We start from the raw sequence: 19,337 nt of genomic DNA on the forward strand, positions 1-19,337 counted from the left end.
GGTGCAGGGGGAATGCTGTCCACCTCGACGCCCGTATAAGAGGCATCGGAGGCATATCTACTGATGTGGGTGACGCTTTGTACTCGTGACCGAGGCGGAATCGCGCCGAACCGGTGCGCGCGCAATCCGCCACCGCCCCGGCGCGGGACGCGGGGCGGGGGGCGGGCGGCGGGCCGCTCGCGCCCGGCCCCGTCCCCCTCCGGCCCGGCGGGTTCGCCGGCCGCACGCGCCACCGCCCCGGCCCCGCCTCAGACGGGCCGCCTCCACTCCCGCAGCAGCAGATGACCCAGGTACGCCCCTCCGACGGCCATCGTGTACAGGCCGACCGGCAGGTCGTCGAAGAACGGCGACTGCTGGGCCGCGAGGTCGGCGAGGACCAGGAGCAGGGCGCCGAGCAGGGTCGACATGACCAGCTGCGGCCCGCCGCCGCGCGTGACCCGCTTGGCGATCTGCGGTGCCGTCAGGGAGATGAAGGCGATCGGCCCGGCCACGCTGACGGCGCCCGCGGACAGCACGATCGACAGGGCGACCGCCGCCGTCGCAGTCCTGGCGGGGCGGGCTCCCAGACCGGTGGAGAGGTCGTCGCCCATCTCACTGACGCCCAGGGGCCGCGCCAGGAGCGCCGCGAAGGGCAGGCAGACGAGCAGCACCCCCCAGATGACCGTCGCGTCCTCCCAGGAACGGGCGGAGAGGCTGCCGTTGATGTACGCGGTCAGCGCGCTCGCCTTGTCGCGCTCGACGGCGTACACCACGTACTGGGTCAGGGCCGTCGCCATCGCGGCCACGCCGATGCCCGCCACGACCAGCCTTCCCGGGTGGCGGAACCCGGTTCCGGTGGAGGCGTACACGACCCCCATGGCGGTCACCGCGCCGAGCAGGGCGCCGACGGGCACCGGCACGGTGCCGGGGAAGAAGAGCGCGGCGGCCGCGGCCCCCGCGCCGGAACCGGCGCCGAGCCCGATCACGTCGGGGCTGCCCAGCGGATTGCGGGTGACGGACTGGAACAGCGCCCCGGACAGGCCGAGGGCCGCCCCGGTGGCGACGGCCACCACGAGCCGCGGGCCGCGCAGCCGGTTCAGGACGAAGGCGTTCTTGCCGGTCGCCCCGCCGGTGAGGGCCGACGGCAGGTCGGTGAGGCCGATGCCGAGCCGGCCCGCCGTCAGGGTCGCCACGGCCGCTCCCAGGAGCAGCAGTACCGACACCGCGGCGGCGAGCAGGGAGGAGCGGCGCACGGGTATCGCGACCCGGGGCCCCACCCGTACGAGGACGCGTCCCGCCGGACGCGGCGTCACGGTCCGGGAACCGGTGCGGTCGGCGGTCTTCATGCCGCTCCCCTCATGCGACGGACGGCGAAGAGCAGGGCGGGCGCGCCCACGAAGGCGGTGACGACGCCGACCATCAGCTCCTGCGGGCGCAGCAGGACCCGGCCGATGACGTCCGCGAAGAGCAGCAGCGTGGGTCCCGTGAGCGCGGTGAAGAGGATCTGCATCCGGAAGTCGGCGCCCACCAGGGCCCGGACCAGGTGCGGGACGGCGAGTCCGACGAAGGCGATGGGTCCCACCGCCGCCGTGGCGGACGCGCTGAGCAGCGTCGCGGCGAGCAGGCCGGCGCCCTTGACCCGGGCGGGGCTGATGCCGAGCGAGGCGGCCTTGTCGTCGCCCAGCGCCATGGCGTTGAGGCCGGGCGCGAGGAGGACGGCGAGGAGGAGGCCGGCCGCGGCGAACGGCAGCACGGCCCAGAGGGCGTCGAAGCCCCGCCCGCCGAGCGACCCCACCACCCAGTAGCGGTACGTGTCGAAGACCTTCGGCCGGGACAGCGCGACGGCCTGGATGAACGCGGCGAGGACGGCGGAGAGGACCGCGCCGGCGAGGACGAGTCGCACCGGACCGCCGCCGCCCCCGGCCGTGCCGACGACGTGGACGAGGACACCGGTCGCCAGGGCGCCGGCGAGCGCCCACCAGATGGTCTCCCGCTGTCCGGACGCGCCGAGGAACGCGGTGGCGGCGACGATGCTCGCGGACGCGCCCGCGTTGATGCCGAGGAGCCCCGGCTCGGCGAGCGGATTGCGGGTGATGCCCTGCATCAGGGTGCCGGCCAGTCCGAGGCAGAGGCCCGCGAGCACGCCGAGCGCGGTGCGCGGGTAGCGGCTCTCGACGACGGTGCGGGTGTAGTCGTCGCCGCCTCCGGTGACGACCCGCAGGACGTCGGCCGCGGACGTCGGCCTGCTGCCGAACATCACGCCGGCGAGCAGGGCGAGGGCGAGCAGGACCAGGCACAGGACGGCGGCTGCGAAGTACCGGGCGGGGCCCCGCCGCACGACGGCGGGGTCCTGCCCGGTACGGGAGAGAGTGGTCACGCCGGGTCCGCTGTTACTTCCCGGCCTTGGCGACGGCCTTGTCGATCATCGGCAGGTAGCGCTCGATGCTGTACGGCACCGTCAGCGGGTTGATCATGGAGGAGGCGGTGACGAACGGCGTGTCGTGGCTGTAGACGAGCGCGCCCTTCTTCACGGCGGGGATGGCCGCGTACAGGGGCTGGGCCTCGACCGTCCTGCGGGACTTCTCGTCCATGTAGAAGGTGAAGGCGATGTCGCTGTTCGCGAGCTTGTTGGCGTTCTCCAGGCCGATCAGGGCGGAGTCGGTGCCCTCGGTCTCCTTGAAGGTGTTCACCACCGGATCGACCTTGAGACCCAGCTTGGAGACCATCGCGACGCGCTGCTCCTCGGGCTTGAAGACGCCGAGGGTGCCGGGACCGGTGTTGTAGATGTACGAGAACGTGACGTTCTTGTAGTTCGGGCGGGAGGCGGCCGCGTCGGCGAGCTGCTTGTCGATCTTCGCCTCCAGCTCCTTGGCCTTCTCCGGCTGGCCGAGCGCCTTGGCGACGATCTCGATCTGCTGGTCCCAGTTCGTGCTCCACGCCTTCTCGGGATAGGCGACGGTCGGCGCGATGTCCTTGAGGATGTCGTACTGCTTCTGGGTGATGCCGGACCACGGGGCCAGGATGACGTCGGGCTCGAGCTCGGTGATGGCCTCGATGTCGAGCTCCTCGCCGCCCTTGAACTGCTTGGGGAGCGCGGCGCCGGACTTGGTCACGGCCTCGTGGATCCAGGGGAGGTAGCCGGTCTTGTCGCTGCCCCAGGGGTACTCCTCGATGCCGACCGGGACGTTGCCGAGGGCGATGGCGGTCTCCGCGGAGCCTTGGCCGAGGGTGACGACGCGCTTGGGCCTGTCCTTGATGACCGCCTCGCCGAGGGCGCTCTTGACGGTGACGGGGAACGCGCCCGCCGGAGCCTTCGACGCCGGACCCGCCGCGTCGTCCTTTCCGTCGTCCGAGCCGCACCCGGTCACCATGAGGCCGAGCGAGACCGCGACGGCACCCGCCGCGAGGACGCGGCGGCGGACGGGGGTGAACAGAGAGGGCATGGTGGTTCCTTGTCTCCGGGCAGGGGTGTGCCGGCGCCGTGTCCGGGTCCCCAGGGCGTGGTCACGCGGGACGACGGCCGTCGCGAACGTATGTTAGGTGAGCCTAACCTATCTGTTTCGGGGTCGATCACCGGGGGCCGGACGCCTGCGGAGCGCGTCCGTGGGGGCGGGGACACCGCCGGGCGGACACGGGCGGGGTGGCCGCCCGTGTGGCGCGGACCCCCGTCGCGCGGTCCCCTGGAGGGTGCGGGGGCGGTGCCGGAGAGACGAAAGGCGGGCGGAGTGATCGCAGCGGAACGCCGGGGGACCGGCGGGCGCCCGGACCTTCCGCGGGCCGGTGCGGGAAGGGGCCGGCGGTGAGCCCGGCCAGGGCCCTGGACCCGAAGCTGTTCGACGCCACCGTTGCGGCGGTCGCGCTGTTCTCGGGCCCCGAGCACGTGCTGGTCTACATCAACGCGGCGTACAGGAGGATGCTCGGGAACCGACCCCTCCGCAGACCGGCCCGGGAGGCGTACCCGGAACCGGCCGCCGAGCGCTTCCTGTCCGTCCTGGACGAGGTCCTCGCCACCGGACGCCCCTGCCAGCTCACCGGCTCCCTGCTGCCCGTCCCCGGCGGTCCGGAGGGCGTCCGGCACTTCGTCTCCTCCTGCACCCCCGTCCCCACCCCGGACGGCGACGGGGTCCTGGTCGTGACGCTGGAGACCACCGCGGAGACCCGGGCCCTCCAGCGTTTCGAGGCACTGGTAACGGCCATCTCGCAGATGGTGTGGGTGGTGCACGCGGACGGCCCCGTCGAGGAGATCGTCCCCGGCTGGGAGAAGCTGACCGGGAACCCCCTGCCCGACCGGGAGGGCGAGGACATGTACGCCTACCTCCACCCCCGGGACCGGGAGCCGCTCGTCCGCGGCTGGCGCGCGGCGGTCGCCCGCAGGCCTCCCGGGATCTACCAGAACACCTTCCGGCTCCGGACGGCCGACGGCTCCTACCGCCACATGGCGGTGCGCTGCGTCCCCATCGTGCGGGACGGCGGCGCCGAGGAGTGGATCGCCGCCATCGTCGACGTGGAGGACAGCTGGGGCGCCGAACTGCGCGAACACCTCCTCGCCCGGGTGGCGCAGGCGTCGGGCGGCGGCCTGGACGCGGCGTTCGCCGTGGTGGTGGAGTCGGTCGTGCCCGAACTCGCCGACGCCTGCGTGATCCTGCTGCTCTCCCACGAGGAGTGGCCGCTGCCGGAGAACGTCATTGTCACGGCCCAGCGGATCGCCTCCGCCACCCGTCCGGGGCTCCCGCCCCCGCCCGCCCCGATGGGGCAGGTCCTCACGGTCACCCCGGCCGTGCGGGAGGTGCTGGAGAGCCGCCGTCCGAAGACGTTCCGGCTCTCTCCGGCCGGCCGCGTGCCGTCCGGTCTGGTGCCGGAGGTCACCGAACGCTGGCTCACGGCGGTCGGCGCCACGAGCATGACGCTCGTCCCCCTGGTCGTCGACGACACCGTCCTCGGCTACGCCACCACCGCCACCAGCGGGGACACCCCCGTTCCCGGGCCCGCCGACATCGAACTGCTGCGCGAAGTCCTCCACTACGCCCAGCGGCCCGTGCGCAGGGTCCTCGACCTCCAGCAGGCCCGCCGCGCCGCGCTGCGCCTCCAGCGCGCCCAGCTCACCCGGCCGCCCTCGGTGCCCGGGGCGGGCCTGGCCGCCCGCTACCAGCCGGCCAGCTCGGCCAACGAGATCGGCGGCGACTGGTACGACGCCTTCACGCTTCCCGACGGCACCCTCGTCCTCGACATCGGGGACGTCGCGGGGCACGACCTCACCGCCGCCACCGTCATGGGCCAGATGCGCAGCATGCTGCGCGGCCTCGCCTGGAACAAGGGCTCCGACTGCACGCCGGCGGCCGTGCTCTCGATGCTCGACGACGCCGCCGGGGGCCTCGACGTCGGCTCCTTCACCACCGCCGTCCACACCCACCTGCGGCGGCGTCCGGGCGGCAGCTGGCGGATGACCTGGTCCAACGCGGGGCATCCGCCGCCCCTGCTCGTGCCCGCCGCCGGAGAGCCCCGCTTCCTCGTCGGCGACGGGGAGGACCCGCCGCTCTGCGTCGTGCCGGAGATCCCCCGGACGACCCACGCGTGCGTCCTCGCTCCCGGTGACACCCTCCTGCTGTACACCGACGGCCTCATCGAGACCCCGGGCACCTCCCTGGACACGGGGCAGGCGCGCCTCCTGGAGGCGGCGGCGCTCCACCGCGACGCCGGGCTGCCGGAGCTGCTCCGCCTCCTGCAGGGCCTCTCCGACCATCGCGACGACACCGCCATGATCGCCTTCCGCGCGGAACCGTCCGGCTGAGCGGCGCACCGCGCCGGGTCCGGGCGGCGAGGGGCAGGGCCGCCGCTCGCGCGGAGTGTCCCCGACCCCGCACGGCACCGGTTCCCCTTCCGGTGCGAGTCACCCGAATGCTGCGTTCCCCTCCGAGGGGAGGCGTCGTTGAGGGGATGTGACATCGGCAGTCCCCTTTTTATTCGAATGTAATGTCTTCGGGGATATGCCCGTGATGTCGGTTCTGTCTCGATCGAGTCCCACCCCGTGACGGCTCTCCCCGGCATGCCGCCGAGGACGCGACCGGAGGGCCGTGGACAACAGGAGGAAAACATGTACGAAGGAACTGTTCCTCTCGAGGACTTCCTCAACACCATGAACCGTTTGCAGGCCGACTTCGAGCGGCGCCTCGGGGGCATCGAGCGCGCCGCCCTGGCGGCGCCCCCGCGCCACGCGCGCGTGCGGGACGGCGCGGGCGCCACGCCGTCCTGGCGGGTGGCCGACCCGCACCTGTCCCTCGGCCTCGAAGCCATCTGGACCGACGCCCGCCGGGGCGGGACGGCGCGGGCGGGCGGCGCGGAGGAGGTGTTCCTCGGCTCCCGCCCGGACGCCTTCGCCGACTAGCGCGGGTCCAGGGGAGATGTGCACCCCGCACCCGTCCGCCGGGGCGGGTCAGACCCGCGCGTCCCAGGCCCTCGTCAGGCCGTCCAGCCACGCGGGCGGCAGCTCGGCGGCGTCCCACTCCTCGTGCAGGGCGGAGGGCGCCGCCGCCAGCCGTTCCAGGACGGCGAGGCTGGTGGGGGAGTGGACGAGGGTGTACCGGCCGTGGATCGCGATGGCGCTGCCCGGTCCGTACTCCGCGTACAGCCGTTCCAGGTGCGTCCGGTGAGCGGTGGCGAACTCCGTCAACCGCCCCGGGTACCGGGACCGCTGACGGGAGCTCATCGTGCCGAGGACGGCGGTGAGCACCTGCTCGGAGACCTCCGGGTCGAGGTCGGAGACGTCGGTGAACGAGAGGTAGAGCGGGACGACCGCCACCTTGGTCCGCTCCACCTCCGTCCGCCCCACGGGAGGCCGGTCGTCGGGGGAGTCGGTGGTGGGATCGGCGGCGACGGCGTGCCGGAGGGCCCGTTCGGCGATGCCGCCGAGTTCACCGGTCACGGCCCGGACCCCGTCGAACCAGCCGGCGGCGTAGGACCCGGCCTTCCCCGAGGGGGAGTTCCGCCGGGCTCCGGCGATCTCCTCGTACGCCAGGGCCAGAGCCCCCGCCTCGACGAACCCGATCAGCTCCTCCGCGTCGCCCGACCAGACGCCCGCCCGGGCCAGGAGCTGAAGGAGCGTCCTCTTCGCGTTGAGGACGCTGACCGCGTCGAGTTGCTGCCGTCCTTCTTCGGCGGTGGTCATGGGGTCCTCCTCGTCGTACGGGCGGCACGGTGCGGGTGCGCGGAACGCCCCGTTCGAGCCTACGCAACTCCCGTTCCCCCGACGCGCGCCCGTCCTCCGCGGCGCGCCCCGACGCCCCGCCCGCCGTCCCCCGGAAGGCCCTCCCGCGGCCCCGGCGGGAGGGACCCGGCCCCCACCGGCCACCGCTCGCCGCACGGCCCGGCGGCACGTCAGGCGCGGTACACGCGCAACTCCGTCACCTCGTACGACATCTCCGACGTGCCGGGACCGGGCGCCGGGTGGTAGCGGCCCGCGCAGACCGAGAGGTTCACGATGAGGTGGGCCCGCCAGGAACGCCCCACCCCGCGGCGGTCGTCGAAGACCCGGGCGCCGTTCACCCACCACACCACGGACCGGGCGCCGAACTGGACCCGGAGGTCGACCCACGCCCCCGGCCGGACGGCCGGGTCCCGGAAGTAGTGGTGGCGTCCCCGGACCCGGTTCGACAGCTCCAGCAGGTCCGGGTTGTCGGGGTGGTACTCGAAGACGTCGATCTCCTGGCCGCCGTCGAGCCACGTCCAGATCGCCGGCCAGGCACCGGTCTCCTCGGGGAGGCGCACCCGCGCCTCCAGGACGTCGCCCGCCCGCAGGAGGAACCCCTCGGCGCTGCCCTCGGTCGTGAGCAGCCCGGAGTCCCAGTACCCGTCGGACCTGCGGGTGGCCCGGAAGAGCCCGCTGCGGCTGTACGCGGGATCGTCCGTGAGGTGGTCGAGCTTGTTGTCCCCCGGATTGGTCGGTCCTCCGCGGGGGTACGCCCACGTGCGGCCGGCGACCCACTGCTCGGTGGACGAGAAGTCCGCCTCCAGGACGAGGTTCCCCGGGGGCCGCGCCCGGCCGGGCACCTCCGGCCCCGCGGGCGGTCCCGTGCCGGGGCCCGACCCGGCGCCACGTCGCAGCAGTCGGTCGAAGAAGTCGGACAGCATGGCTCGCTCCTTTCGCTCGGGCGCCCATCGGCCCAGGGGTGATCTGCCCCCGCCGGACCACCGGCAACCACGGAGAGTCACATTCTGGCGACAACTCGTCACCGCCGTTCGTCGTGTTTCGACGGGTCCGGCCGGTGGACGCCGTGACGGGCCTACCGGACCGCCGCCCGCGTCGCGGCCGAGCACGGCGCCGTCGCTCTCACCGGGACGGCGGCGCTCGGCCATGCCTCCCGGGGGTAGGCATCAAGGCCGTCGGCCCGTCGACGGCGCCCGCGCGGCCCGCCGAACCACCGGAACGAACGAAGGACGAAGGCAACGTCATGAAGGCACTCCAGTACCGCACGGTCGGCGCTCCGCCCGAGGTCGTCACCGTCCCCGACCCGGAGCCCGGTCCCGGACAGGTGCTCCTGAAGGTCACCGCCGCCGGCGTCTGCCACTCCGACATCGCCGTCATGAGCTGGTCCGCCGACCAGCTGCCCTTCCCGCTGCCCCTGACCCTCGGCCACGAGGGCGTCGGGACCGTCGAGGTGCTGGGCGCCGGTGTCGAGGGGTTCGCCGTCGGTGACTCCGTCGCCGTCTACGGCCCCTGGGGCTGCGGCACCTGCTTCGTGTGCGCGCAGGGCAAGGAGAACTACTGTCCGCGGGCCGCCGGACTGGGCATCATGCCGCCCGGTCTGGGCGCCCCCGGCGCCATCGCCGAGTACATGGTCGTGGACAGCCCCCGCCACCTCGTCCCGCTGGGCGACCTCGACCCCGTGCGGGCCGCGCCGCTCACGGACGCCGGCCTCACCCCGTACCACGCCCTCAAGCGGTCGCTCCCGAAGCTGGTTCCCGGCAGCACCGCCGTCGTCATCGGCACGGGCGGGCTCGGCCACATCGCCATCCAGCTGCTGCGCGCCATGACCGCGGCCCGGGTCGTGGCCCTGGACGTCACCGAGGAGAAGCTGTCCCTCGCCCGCTCCGTCGGCGCGCACGAGACGGTGATCTCCGACGCGTCGGCGGCCGCCAGGGTCCGCGAGCTGACCGGCGGCCGCGGTGCGGAGGTCGTCCTCGACTTCGTGGGCGCCGGGCCGACGGTGACCGCGGCGGGGGCGATGGCCGCGATCGAGGGCGACGTCACGATCGTCGGCCTCGGCGGAGGTTCCCTCCCCGTCGGCTTCGGCTCCCCGGCGTACGAGGTCTCCGTGGCCTCCCCGTACTGGGGCAGCCGGGCCGAGCTGATCGAAGTGCTCGACCTGGCCCGCGCCGGGGCCGTCGAGGTCCACGTGGAGCGGTACGGCCTGGACGAGGCGCCCGAGGCGTACGAGAGGCTGCACGAGGGACGCGTCGACGGACGGGCGGTCATCCTGCCCAACGGCTGACCGCGCCGCCCCGCCGCCCGGGAAGGCCCGGCGCCGGGGCGCCGACGGGCACGGGACCGGGGGAGGACGCCCCACGGCCCCGACGGCGCCCCGCGGCGTGCGAACGGCCTTGTCGCGGCGCGCCCCGGCGGAGTAGCCTCCTGCGCGTGAACACCGGACCGGCGAGACGCCACACACGGACGGGCGATCCGGTGGAGGACTGACGGCCCGGCGGGTGCGCGCACAGCACCCCCACCGTCCGGCACGGGGACCCCCGGCGCACCGAGCACCGCGCGTTCCCCTTCCCACCGGACAAGAGCGAGGTCCGTCCCCGTGCCCGTCACGTTCAACCACACCATCGTCGCCGCGAAGGACCGCCGCGAGTCGGCGCGTTTCTTCCGGGAGTTGCTGGAACTCCCCGAGGCCCCGTCCTGGGGGCCGTTCGTCAACGTACGGCTCCCCGACGGCGTACTGATCCAGTTCGCCGAGCCCCCGGTGGAGATCCAGATGCAGCACTACGCCTTCCTGGTCGACGACGAACTGTTCGACCGGGCGTACGGCTGCCTCCGCGAGCAGGGCGTCGAGCACTGGGCCGACCCGCAGATGCGGCGGCCCGGCGAGACGAACACCGAACACGGCGGTCGCGGCGTCTACTTCAAGGACCCCGCGGGCCACGCCATGGAGCTGATCACCCGCCCCTACCTGTAGTCCCGTCGGCACCGGGGGCGCACCCGCGCATATTCGGGTGCGCCCCTCCCGCCTCCGGTGGTGGGATCGGAACATGCGACACGAGACATCCATGACCGTCGACCGGGGGCAGTTCGCGGACGCGGTCACCCCCTGGGAGGAAGAGGACTGGCGCGCGGACGCCCTCGCGTGGGCGGAGCGGGAACTCGGCCGCCGCGGCCTGCGCGAGACCGGCCCCCGCGAGGTCAGGGTCCGGCCCTGGTCGATCCTGGTGCGCTTCCGGACCGGGACGGGAGAGCGCGACGCGGTCTGGTTCAAGGCGGGCGCCCCGGACAACGCCTTCGAGGCGGCCCTCGGCGGCGTCCTGGCGCGGTGGGTCCCCGACCACGTCGTCACCCCGCTGGCGGTCGACGCCGGGCGGGGCTGGTCCCTCCTTCCCGACGGGGGCCCCCTCTTCCGGCACGTCCTGGACGCGGGCGACGCCGGCCCGGAATCCTGGACGCGGGCACTCGCCCAGTACGCGCGGATGCAGCGGGCGCTGACCCCGTACGCGGACCGCATGAGCGCCCTGGGCGTGCCCGGCGCCCGCACCGCCGACCTCCCGCGCCTCTTCGACGGCCTCGTCGCGGACAACCCGGTCCTCGGACCCGCCGCCCGGCGCGCCCTCGTGGCCCGGCGCCCCCTCCTGCTCGACTGGTGCGCGGAGCTCGACGGGTACGGCATCCCGGACTCCCTCGACCACAGCGACCTCCACGACGGGCAGGTGCTCACCCCCGCCCCCGGCCGGTTCACCTTCTTCGACTGGGGCGACGCCGCCGTCGCCCACCCCTTCGGCAGCCTCCTGGTGCCGGCCCGGGCGGTCCGCGAGCGCTACGGCCCCGGGCACGCGGAGCGCCTGCGCGACGCCTATCTGGAGCCCTGGACCGGCCTGGGGCCGTCCCTGCCGGAGCTGCGCCGCGCCGCGACGCTCGCCGTCCGGCTCGCGGCCCTCGGCCGGGCCGTGTCGTGGTCCCGGCTCTTCCCGGGCACCCCCGCCACCGGCTGCGCCGAGGCGAGCGCCCACTGGGTGAACGAACTCTTCGCGGGCACGCCGGTGTTCGAGGACGCGGCGGGCTGAGGGCGGCGCGGGAGGACGGGACGCGGCGGGCCGAGGACGGCGCGGGAGGACGGGCTCGGGAGGCCGGGACCCGGGTGGGGGCCGGGCCCGGCGACCGCTCAGTACTCGCTCCGCATCACCGCGCGGACCTCCGCGAGGGTGGCGTCGGCCACCGCCCGGGCTCGCTCGTTGCCCTCCCGCAGGACCTCGCGCAGACGGCCCCGGTCCCGCGCGTACGCGGCGCGACGGGCCCGGACCGGCGCCAGGTGCTCGTTGACCGCCTCCGTCACGGTCCGCTTCAGGGCGGCGGACCCCGCCGAGCCGATGTCCTCCGCCACCTCCTCGGGCGTACGGCCCTGGCAGAGGGCCGCGAGGAGCAGCAGGGAGGACACCTCGGGGCGGCGCACCGGGTCGTACGCGATGTGCCGCTCGGAATCGGTCTTCGCGCCTCTGATCAGCCGCGCCGTCTCGTCCGCGTCGGCGGCCAGGGGCACGGCGTTGCCCCGGCTCTTGCTCATCTTGGTGCCGTCGGTGCCGAGCAGCAGCGGCACGTCGGAGAGGAGCGCCTCGGGTTCGGGGAACACCCCTTCCCCGTAGCGGGCGTTGAAGCGACGGGCGATCGTCCGGGTGACCTCCAGATGCGGCAGCTGGTCCTGGCCCACCGGGACCAGGTTCGCCTTGCAGAAGAGGATGTCGGCCGCCTGGTGGACCGGATAGGTGAACATCAGGCCGCTGACGGCGGACTGCCGGGAGTGGGCGATCTCGTCCTTCACCGTGGGATTGCGGTTCAGCTCGGCCACGGACACCAGGCTGAGGAAGGGCAGCATCAGCTGGTTGAGGGCGGGGACGGCGCTGTGGGCGAAGATCGTGCTCCGCGCCGGGTCCACACCGGTCGCGAGGTGGTCCAGGACCAGCTCCTCGACGTGTCCGGGCAGGTCGTCCGCCACGTCGCGGTCGGTCAGGACCTGGTAGTCCGCGACGATCACGAACAGCTCCACCCCCCGCTCCTGGAGCCGGACCCGGTTGCGGAGCGTGCCGAAGTGGTGCCCCAGGTGCAGCCGTCCTGTGGGGCGGTCGCCCGTCAGCACGCGGAAGCGCCCGGGGGACCGGAGGATCTGCTCCTCCAGGACCGCGCTCCGGGCCCGGGCGGCGGACGTCCCGAGCACGTCGGGGGAGGAGGGGGCGGGGGCGGTGGTGGTGTTCACGAGGTCTCCTGGTGGGTCGAGGACGCCGTCGGTACGAGCCGCCGGAACGACAGGACCCGTGATCCAGGAAACGCGAAAAGGGCCGTTCGTCCGAACGGCCCTTCGGTCATGCGCGAGAGGTGGCCGCTCCTACGGGGAGGGCCACCAGCTCGGGCAGGACGAAAGACGCATGCGCCCACCGTACAGCCTCGTACGGATGTCCGTCGGCGCGGCCGACCGTCAGGCCAGGACGACCGTCAGGCCAGGACGACCGTCAGGCCAGGACGACCGGCAGGTCGAAGAGGTCGTTCTGGGTGACGACCGGCTTGTTGCGCAGCTCCTCGCGCGGCACGGCGAGGCGCAGCTCCGGGAAGCGTGCGTACAGCGCGGGCAGCGCCACCGACGCCTCCAGACGGGACAGCGCCGCACCCGGGCAGACGTGCGGTCCGTGGCCGAAGGAGATGTGACGGTTCGGCGTGCGGGTCACGTCGAAGTCGCCCGCCGTCGGTCCGAACTGCTCCTCGTCCCGGCCGATCGCGCCGAACGACACGATCAGCCCCTCGCCCTCGGGCAGGACCTTGTCGCCGACCTCGATGTCCTCGGTGGCGAACCGGAACAGGACGTGCGAGGTGGGCGTCGACCAGCGCAGGGTCTCCTCGATCACGTTCTCCCACGGCACCTCGCCCCCGAGCACGAGGGCGCGCTGCTCGGGGTGGGTCTCCAGGGCGACCACGGCGTTCACGATCAGGCTGATGGTCGTCTCGTGGCCGGCGGCCACCATCAGCTGGAGGGTGTTGGTGATCTCCTCCGTGGTGAGCCGGTCGCCGTTCTCCGACGCCTCGATCAGCGCGCTGGTGAGGTCGTCGCCCGGCGCCTCCTTCTTGGCCGCCACGATTCCCGCGAACAGGGCGCCCAGGTCCGCCATCATCCGCGGCACCTCCTCGGGCGGGGTCTGCGTCGAGAAGAACTTGTCGAACAGCTCCTTCATCCGCGGCTGGTCGGCCCTTTCGACGCCCATCAGCTCGCAGACCACGTTCATCGGCAGCGGGTACGCGAACTCCGCCTTCAGGTCCACGGTCGCGCCCGCCGGGCGCTCGGCGAGCCGGTCCAGCATCTCCGTGGTCAGGGCCTCGATGCCGGCGCGCAGCCGCTCCACCCGGCGCGCGGTCAGCGCCTGCGCGACCAGGGTGCGCAGCCGCCGGTGCTCCTCGCCGTCCACGGTCAGCATCGACCTGCCCGGGTTGGCCAGGCCGATCAGCGGCCAGTCCAGGGGGATCTCACCGCGCTGCCAGGCCCCCCAGACCCCGATGTCCTTGACCAGCCGCGCGTCGGTGAGCAGCTTCCGGGCCTCCGCGTGACGGGTGACCGCCCAGCAGGGCACCCCGCCCGGCAGGACGACGCGGACCAGCGGACCGGCGGCGCGCAGCCGGGCGCTCTCGCCGTCGAGGTCGGTCACGAACGGGTCCAGCTCGATGACGTCGGTGCCGGAGGCGGCGGTGTGGTCGTACGGGCAGCTCATCCGAGGGCTCCAAGTGCGGGGGTCGGGGTGTAGGTCACGGGAAGCGCGGTGAGGCCGCGCAGCCAGGGGGAGGGGCGGCGGGTGAGCGCCTCCGGAGCCACCGCCAGGTCCACGTCCGGCAACCGGTCGAGGAGCACCTCGATGCCCGTACGGGCGATGGTCTCGGCGACTTCCTGCGCCGGGAAGGGGCAGCGGTGCTCGCCGTGCCCGAAGGAGAGATAGGCGTTGTTGCCACCGGTGAGCGCGCCGGAGTCGGTCCGTACGTGCGGGTCGGAGTTGGCGGCGGCCAGACCGAGCAGCAGCAGGTCGCCGCGGCCGATCCGGCGTCCGCCGAGGTGCGTGTCGCGCGAGGCCCACCGCCCGGCGACGTTCTGGGTGGGGGTGTCCTCCCACAGCACCTCGTTCATCGCCTCGCCGACGCTGTGCCGGCCGCCGGACAGGGAGGCCGCGAACCGGTCGTCGGTGAGCATCAGGCGCAGCGAGTTGCCGATCCAGTCGGCGGTGGGCTGGTGGCCGGCCGCCAGCATCACCATGAGGTCCTGGCCGACCTCCTCCAGTGTGAAACCGGAGGTGTTGGCGACCATCCGCGAGGCCACGTCGTCGCCCGGCGTCTCCGACTTGGCGGTGAGCAGGGCGAACATGGACTCGCCCAGGTGGCGCTGGCCCTCCAGGGCGCCCTCCTGGCCGTTGATCATGTCGTTCAGGGCCTTGACGAGTCCGGGGCCCTGCTCGTCGGCGAAGCCGTAGACGCTGGCGAGGACCCGGACCGGCAGCAGCATCGCGTACTCGGCGATGATGTCGCACGAACCCTTGCCGCACAGCGCGTCGATGAGCTCGTCGGCGAACCGCTCGGCCCGCTGCCTCAGGACGAACGGGTCGATCGCCTCCAGGGCCCCGGAGATGACGTTCGCGCGCTCGCGGTGCCGCTCGCCGACGGTGTAGAGGATGGACGGCTGCTTGCGGCCGATCATGGGCAGCAGGGGCCAGTCCGCCGGGATGTGCTCCCACTGGTTCCACAGGTCGGAGTCGCGGGAGAAGAGCACCGGGTCGCTGGTGACCTGGTGCAGCTCGCGGTAGCCGAGGACCAGCCAGGCGGGCACGTCCCCGTCCAGGACGACGGGGGCGACCGCTCCGTGGTCACGGCGCATCTGCCGGTACAGCTCGGTGGGTTCGGTCTGGAACCGGGGCCCGCTCAGCGGAACGGGACGGGACACGGGGCAGGTCACGGGGCGGGCTCCGGTATCGGCTGCGAGATCGGGTCCTGGACGAGGACGGACTGCAGGTGTTCGACGAGCGAGATCAGGACCTGCTTGCTGGACTCGCGCGACCGGGCGTCACAGAAGACCAGCGGCACCTCGGCGGCGAGGTCGAGGGCCTCGCGGATCTGCTCGGTGGTGTGGGCGGGTCCGCCGAAGTCGTTGCAGGCGACGACGAACGGCGTGCCGTGGTGCTCCAGGCGGTCGATCGCGTACCAGGAGTCGGCGAGCCGGCGCGTGTCGACGAGGACGACCGCGCCGAGCGTCCCGGAGAACAGCCGGTCCCACAGGAACCAGAACCGCTCCTGGCCGGGCGCCCCGAACAGGTAGAGGATGTTGTGGGCGTCCAGCGAGATCCTGCCGAAGTCGAAGGCCACGGTGGTGGCCGTCTTCGCGGCGACGCCGACGGTGTCGTCGACGCCCTCGCCCGCCTGGGTCATGGTCTCCTCGGTGTTCAGCGGACGGATCTCGCTGACCGAGCGCACCAGAGTGGTCTTGCCCACGCCGAAACCGCCGACGACGACGATCTTCAGTCCGTTGTCGGCGGTGCTGTGCAGGGTCTGGCGCTGTTCAGAGGTTACGGAGTCCAACGAGCACCTGCTCCAGGATGTCGTGATCGGGAAGGCTGTACGACGCACGCGGGTGCCGTGCGCTGATACGGCCGGTGTCGTGGAGGTCGGCCAGCAGGATCCGCGTGATCGACACGGGCAGACCGAGACCGGCCGCCACCTCCACCACGGCGGTGGGGAAACGGCACAGGCGCAGGATCGCGGCGTGCTCGGACTGCATGCCGGGGGACGGATCGCTCTCGGCGACCACGAGGGTCACCAGGTCGAAGGCGTCGGACCCGGCGCGGCTGCGGCCGCCGGTCAGGGTGTAGAGCCGGTCCGGGGAATCGTCCCTGCCCGGCCTGGAACGGCTCATCCCCGGGGCCTCGCGACCAGGTGCTCGCCGAGCTGCTCGACCAGTTCGGACATGTTGTGGCCGATGAGCCCGGCGTCGGCGTCCTCGTCGGCGACCAGGGCGAGGTGGGCGCCCTCGCCGGCCTCCACGATGAACAGGATGCCGCCGTAGAACTCGGCCATCGCGGAACGGACGCCGCCCGTGCCGTCGCCGAACTCCACGGAGGCACCGTGCGACAGGCTCTGGATGCCGGCGGCGATCGCGGCGAGCTGGTCGGCCTGGTCGACGGAGAGCTCGGGGGTACGGCAGAGCTTGAGGCCGTCGCGGGAGAGCACCAGGGCGTGCCGGGTGCCCGGGGTGCGTTCCAGCAGGCCCTCCAGGAGCCAGCTGAGCTTCTCGTCGGTGGTGGTGCCGGTCATTACGGGGTGCCTTCCGGGTGCGGGGAGTTCGAGGACGGCGACGACGTCCTGGGGGTGGACGTCCGGCCGTCCCGGTCGGACGGGGCGGCCGGGGGACCGCCCGCCGGGGTCTGGTCGGCTTCGGTCCCGGCGTCCGGCTGGGCGGAGCGGACCGCCCGGCGGAAGCTGCCGAAGCGGGTCGCCGCCCCGGCCGCCGCGCCACTGCGCGGACCCGCCGGGCGGGGCTTCGCGGCGGCGTCGGGGCCCTCCGGGTGGGCGGCGGCCAGGGCCCGGCCGCGACGGCGGCGCGGGAGACCGCTCTCGCCGAACTGCGGGTGCTCGCCGGTGCCCTCGGCGCCGGTGCCGGACGCCGCGTCGGGCTCGTGCACGGCCTCCGGTTCGGGAACCCGCGCTCCGGCGGGCACCCGGTCCGGTCCGGGCAGGGCGGGAGCGCGGCCGGGGGCGGCCGGTACGGCTGTGGCGGCGGGCGCGGCCGGCGAGGCCGGGGCCGTGTGGCTGATCAGGTCCTGCGGCAGCATGAGGAGGGCGCCGGTGCCTCCGCGCGCCGACGGGCGGAACGACACGGTCAGACCGTGCTTGCGCGCCAGCCGGCCGACGACGGCCAGACCGAGCCGGGTGCCGGAGAGTCCGGCCAGGTCCTGCGTCTCCGCGCTCACGGCGGCCTCGGCGCGGCGCAGTTGGACGTCGCTCATCACCAGGCCGCTGTCCTCCACCGCGATGATGACGCCGGCGGGGACCTCCTCCACGTAGACGTGCACCTCGGCGGTGGGCGGCGAGAAGTTGGCGGCGTTGTCCATGAGTTCGGCCAGGGCGTGCATGACGCCCTCGGCGGCGTGGCCGGCCACGGCCGCTTCGCTGCTGGAGTGCAGCCGCACCCGCTGGTAGCCGCTGATCCGGCCCATGGCGCCGCGCAGGATCGACTCCATGCCGATCGGGCGGGCCCAGCGACGGCCGGAACGCGCCCCGGTCAGCACGGCGATGGAGTCCGCCAGCCGGCCCGCCTGGGCGGTGCGGTGGTCGAGGTGGAGGAGGTCGGTCAGGACGTCCTCGTCGGCGTGCCGGTGCTCCATGTCCCGCAGGTCGGCCAGCATGCTCGTGGCCAGGGCCTGCATGCGGCCGGCCGCGTTGGCGGCGGCGGCCATGGCGGCGGACCGGCCGGACTCGGCACGGCGCAGCCGCTCTTCGAGGCGCGCCACGTCGGCGGCTCGCGCCCGCTTCAGCTCGGCCGTCTCCGCCGCGTGGGTGCGGACGAGCTCCTCGGCCCGCGCCGTGCGGGCCGCCTCGGCGGCGGCGGCCTCCGCGGCGTACCGCTCCCTCAGGGCCGAGGCCTCCCGCTCGGCGGAGGCCGAGTACCGGGCGATGTACGCGTCCCGGGAGGCCAGTTCGGCGGTGAGGGCGTCGACCCGTCTGCCGAGCGCACGCGAGGTGCGTCCGTACCAGGTGACGGCGAAGGCCGAGGCGGCGAGCAACAGGACGCCGCAGACGGCGAACCAGCCCAGCGCGGGACGGACCTCGGCCGGTGCCGCGGCGGTCGCCGCCGCGGCGAGCGCACCGCCTGCGGCGGCTGTCAACGACGAGGCGAGCAGGGCGGGACGGAAGGGGGTGGACGGCGCCGACATCAACCAGACTCTCAGGAACGGGCACACGGGGAAGGGAGTCGTAACGACGGCACTATAGATGTGTTCTTGATCAGTTAGGAACACTGTTGGTTGAACTTGCGCCAGTCAAGGTTTAAAAGGGCACGGTACGTGGCAAGTTTCGTTAACTTCTGAGGGGCGTAGGGGAACGCGCGGGTGGCGGGGCGGTGGCGGGGCCACCTGACCGGGCGGCCCCGCCGAAGGAGGAGCGCGCCCGGTCCGGGCGGAGCGCGGCGCGAGTGGGTGCCTTCCGGGAGGAGGATCGTGCGGCCCGGCCCGGCGGGCCGATGACGACGTTCCGGGGGCGGGCGCCCTTGCGGCACGGCTCGCCCGGCGACGTTCCCGCTACCGGGGCCCGCGCACGGAGAACTCGTTGCCGTCGGGGTCGAGCATCGGCACCGGGCCGCCGTCGTCTCCGCCCGTGCCGACGCGGGTCGCGCCGAGCGAGACCAGACGGTCGGTCTCCGCGTCCCGGTCGGTGCCGGCGGGGAGCGCCAGCTCGAAGTACAACCTGTTCGTGCCCGTCTTCGGTGCCACAGGAGGGCCGCCCCAGGTGATCTTCGTACCGCCGCCCGGTGCCTGGATCGCGGTCTCCTGGTCCTGGTCCCAGACCAGCGGCCACCGCAGCACCTCGCTCCAGAAGAGACCGACCTCCCGCGTGCCGTCGCAGGCCAGGGCCCCGATGGTGCCGGTACCGGCGAGGAACGTGTTGCCCGGCTGGATGACGCAGAACTCGTTGCCGTCCGGGTCGGCGAGGACGACGTGGCCCTCTTCCGGGCGCTGCCCCACGTCGATGTGCCTGCCGCCCAGTTCCAGCGCCCTGGCCACCGTTCGCCGCTGGTCCTCGGGGGAGGTGCTCGTCAGATCGAAGTGCGCCCGGTTCCGGCCGCTCCTCGGTTCCCGGCACGGCAGGAAACGGATGTGGAACCCGGCGGCGTCGGGAGGCCGGACCGCGACCTCGCCGTCCGCACCCCCGAGTGGGTCCCAGCCCAGGACCCCCGCCCAGAACCGCGCCAGGTCGGACGGCCGGGGCGTGTTGAAGCAGATCGCGGAAAGCTGACTGGTCATGGCTCGGTGTGTCTCCTGTCCCTCGACGGCCGGCGCGGCGCCCCGGCGGGCGCAGCCTAGGGCGGCCGTACGGCGCCCGCATCCGGTTTCCGTCCCGGAGCCCGGCCGCCCCTCCGGCGGGCGGC

The 19,337-nt window shown here is 73.8% G+C and carries 18 protein-coding genes; 5 read left to right on the top strand and 13 right to left on the bottom strand.

The window, feature by feature from the left end; genetic code table 11:
• Nucleotides 1-248: 248 nt before the first annotated feature.
• Genes ACFYZY_RS19045 through ACFYZY_RS19055 form a run of 3 tightly spaced genes read right to left on the bottom strand, consistent with a single transcriptional unit; the run spans nucleotide 249 to nucleotide 3,422 of the window.
• A complete protein-coding gene (locus ACFYZY_RS19045; protein ID WP_388695314.1) occupies nucleotides 249-1,325 on the bottom strand; it encodes a FecCD family ABC transporter permease in 1,077 nt (358 codons plus the stop codon).
• Nucleotides 1,322-2,356, bottom strand: a complete 1,035-nt coding sequence (locus ACFYZY_RS19050; RefSeq protein WP_388695316.1) for a FecCD family ABC transporter permease — start codon at nucleotides 2,354-2,356, stop codon at nucleotides 1,322-1,324. Before ACFYZY_RS19050 ends, ACFYZY_RS19045 begins: the two co-directional genes overlap by 4 nt.
• Before the next feature lie 13 nt (nucleotides 2,357-2,369).
• Nucleotides 2,370-3,422: an iron-siderophore ABC transporter substrate-binding protein gene (locus ACFYZY_RS19055; RefSeq protein WP_388695318.1), complete on the bottom strand. Its 1,053-nt coding sequence runs from the start codon at nucleotides 3,420-3,422 to the stop codon at nucleotides 2,370-2,372.
• A 356-nt stretch (nucleotides 3,423-3,778) separates the two neighbouring features.
• On the opposite strand from ACFYZY_RS19055, the gene ACFYZY_RS19060 reads away from it, so the two are divergent.
• Complete coding sequence (locus ACFYZY_RS19060) at nucleotides 3,779-5,767, top strand: SpoIIE family protein phosphatase (protein WP_388695320.1); 1,989 nt, start codon at nucleotides 3,779-3,781, stop codon at nucleotides 5,765-5,767.
• Between the two features lie 303 nt (nucleotides 5,768-6,070).
• On the top strand, nucleotides 6,071-6,361 hold the full coding sequence (locus ACFYZY_RS19065) for a hypothetical protein (protein WP_388695323.1): 291 nt from the start codon (nucleotides 6,071-6,073) through the stop codon (nucleotides 6,359-6,361).
• Between the two features lie 48 nt (nucleotides 6,362-6,409).
• Here the strand turns inward: ACFYZY_RS19065 and ACFYZY_RS19070 are convergent, their stop codons facing one another.
• Both ACFYZY_RS19070 and ACFYZY_RS19075 read right to left on the bottom strand, forming a co-directional pair.
• Complete coding sequence (locus ACFYZY_RS19070; RefSeq protein WP_388695325.1) at nucleotides 6,410-7,141, bottom strand: hypothetical protein; 732 nt, start codon at nucleotides 7,139-7,141, stop codon at nucleotides 6,410-6,412.
• 209 nt (nucleotides 7,142-7,350) lie between these two features.
• Nucleotides 7,351-8,103, bottom strand: coding sequence for a beta-glucanase (locus ACFYZY_RS19075; RefSeq protein ID WP_388695327.1), 753 nt, complete (start codon nucleotides 8,101-8,103; stop codon nucleotides 7,351-7,353).
• A gap of 320 nt (nucleotides 8,104-8,423) precedes the next feature.
• Between ACFYZY_RS19075 and ACFYZY_RS19080 the strand changes: the two genes are divergently transcribed.
• The 3 genes from ACFYZY_RS19080 to ACFYZY_RS19090 all read left to right on the top strand — a co-directional run bounded on the left by ACFYZY_RS19080 (nucleotide 8,424) and on the right by ACFYZY_RS19090 (nucleotide 11,247).
• Nucleotides 8,424-9,464 (top strand): NAD(P)-dependent alcohol dehydrogenase, encoded by a 1,041-nt coding sequence (locus ACFYZY_RS19080; protein WP_388695330.1) that lies wholly within the window; start codon nucleotides 8,424-8,426, stop codon nucleotides 9,462-9,464.
• Nucleotides 9,465-9,776: 312 nt separating this feature from the next.
• On the top strand, nucleotides 9,777-10,151 hold the full coding sequence (locus ACFYZY_RS19085; RefSeq protein WP_388695333.1) for a VOC family protein: 375 nt from the start codon (nucleotides 9,777-9,779) through the stop codon (nucleotides 10,149-10,151).
• A 73-nt stretch (nucleotides 10,152-10,224) separates the two neighbouring features.
• Complete coding sequence (locus ACFYZY_RS19090) at nucleotides 10,225-11,247, top strand: aminoglycoside phosphotransferase family protein (protein ID WP_388695334.1); 1,023 nt, start codon at nucleotides 10,225-10,227, stop codon at nucleotides 11,245-11,247.
• A gap of 98 nt (nucleotides 11,248-11,345) precedes the next feature.
• Here the strand turns inward: ACFYZY_RS19090 and trpS are convergent, their stop codons facing one another.
• The 8 genes from trpS to ACFYZY_RS19130 form a co-directional block, all read right to left on the bottom strand.
• The gene (gene trpS, locus ACFYZY_RS19095; protein WP_388695337.1) at nucleotides 11,346-12,431 is read right to left on the bottom strand and encodes a tryptophan--tRNA ligase; all 1,086 of its coding nucleotides are present in this window, start codon (nucleotides 12,429-12,431) and stop codon (nucleotides 11,346-11,348) included.
• A gap of 253 nt (nucleotides 12,432-12,684) precedes the next feature.
• A complete protein-coding gene (locus tag ACFYZY_RS19100) occupies nucleotides 12,685-13,929 on the bottom strand; it encodes a cytochrome P450 (RefSeq protein ID WP_388695339.1) in 1,245 nt (414 codons plus the stop codon).
• Entirely contained in the window at nucleotides 13,926-15,155 is a 1,230-nt protein-coding gene (locus ACFYZY_RS19105; protein ID WP_388695342.1) for a cytochrome P450, read from the bottom strand. Before ACFYZY_RS19105 ends, ACFYZY_RS19100 begins: the two co-directional genes overlap by 4 nt.
• Nucleotides 15,152-15,775, bottom strand: a complete 624-nt coding sequence (locus tag ACFYZY_RS19110) for an ATP/GTP-binding protein (protein ID WP_388695344.1) — start codon at nucleotides 15,773-15,775, stop codon at nucleotides 15,152-15,154. The genes ACFYZY_RS19105 and ACFYZY_RS19110 overlap by 4 nt, the downstream gene beginning before the upstream one ends.
• On the bottom strand, nucleotides 15,756-16,109 hold the full coding sequence (locus ACFYZY_RS19115) for a DUF742 domain-containing protein (RefSeq protein ID WP_388695347.1): 354 nt from the start codon (nucleotides 16,107-16,109) through the stop codon (nucleotides 15,756-15,758). Before ACFYZY_RS19115 ends, ACFYZY_RS19110 begins: the two co-directional genes overlap by 20 nt.
• Nucleotides 16,106-16,507, bottom strand: a complete 402-nt coding sequence (locus ACFYZY_RS19120; RefSeq protein WP_388695349.1) for a roadblock/LC7 domain-containing protein — start codon at nucleotides 16,505-16,507, stop codon at nucleotides 16,106-16,108. The genes ACFYZY_RS19115 and ACFYZY_RS19120 overlap by 4 nt, the downstream gene beginning before the upstream one ends.
• Nucleotides 16,507-18,126 (bottom strand): ATP-binding protein, encoded by a 1,620-nt coding sequence (locus ACFYZY_RS19125; protein WP_388695351.1) that lies wholly within the window; start codon nucleotides 18,124-18,126, stop codon nucleotides 16,507-16,509. Before ACFYZY_RS19125 ends, ACFYZY_RS19120 begins: the two co-directional genes overlap by 1 nt.
• Nucleotides 18,127-18,489: 363 nt before the next feature.
• Nucleotides 18,490-19,212 carry a VOC family protein gene (locus tag ACFYZY_RS19130; RefSeq protein ID WP_388695354.1) on the bottom strand — a complete coding sequence of 241 codons (723 nt, stop codon included), beginning with the start codon at nucleotides 19,210-19,212 and terminating at the stop codon, nucleotides 18,490-18,492.
• Between the last annotated feature and the right edge of the window lie 125 nt (nucleotides 19,213-19,337).

Source organism: Streptomyces sp. NPDC001744, assembly GCF_042892575.1.
Taxonomy (GTDB): Bacteria; Actinomycetota; Actinomycetes; order Streptomycetales; family Streptomycetaceae; genus Streptomyces.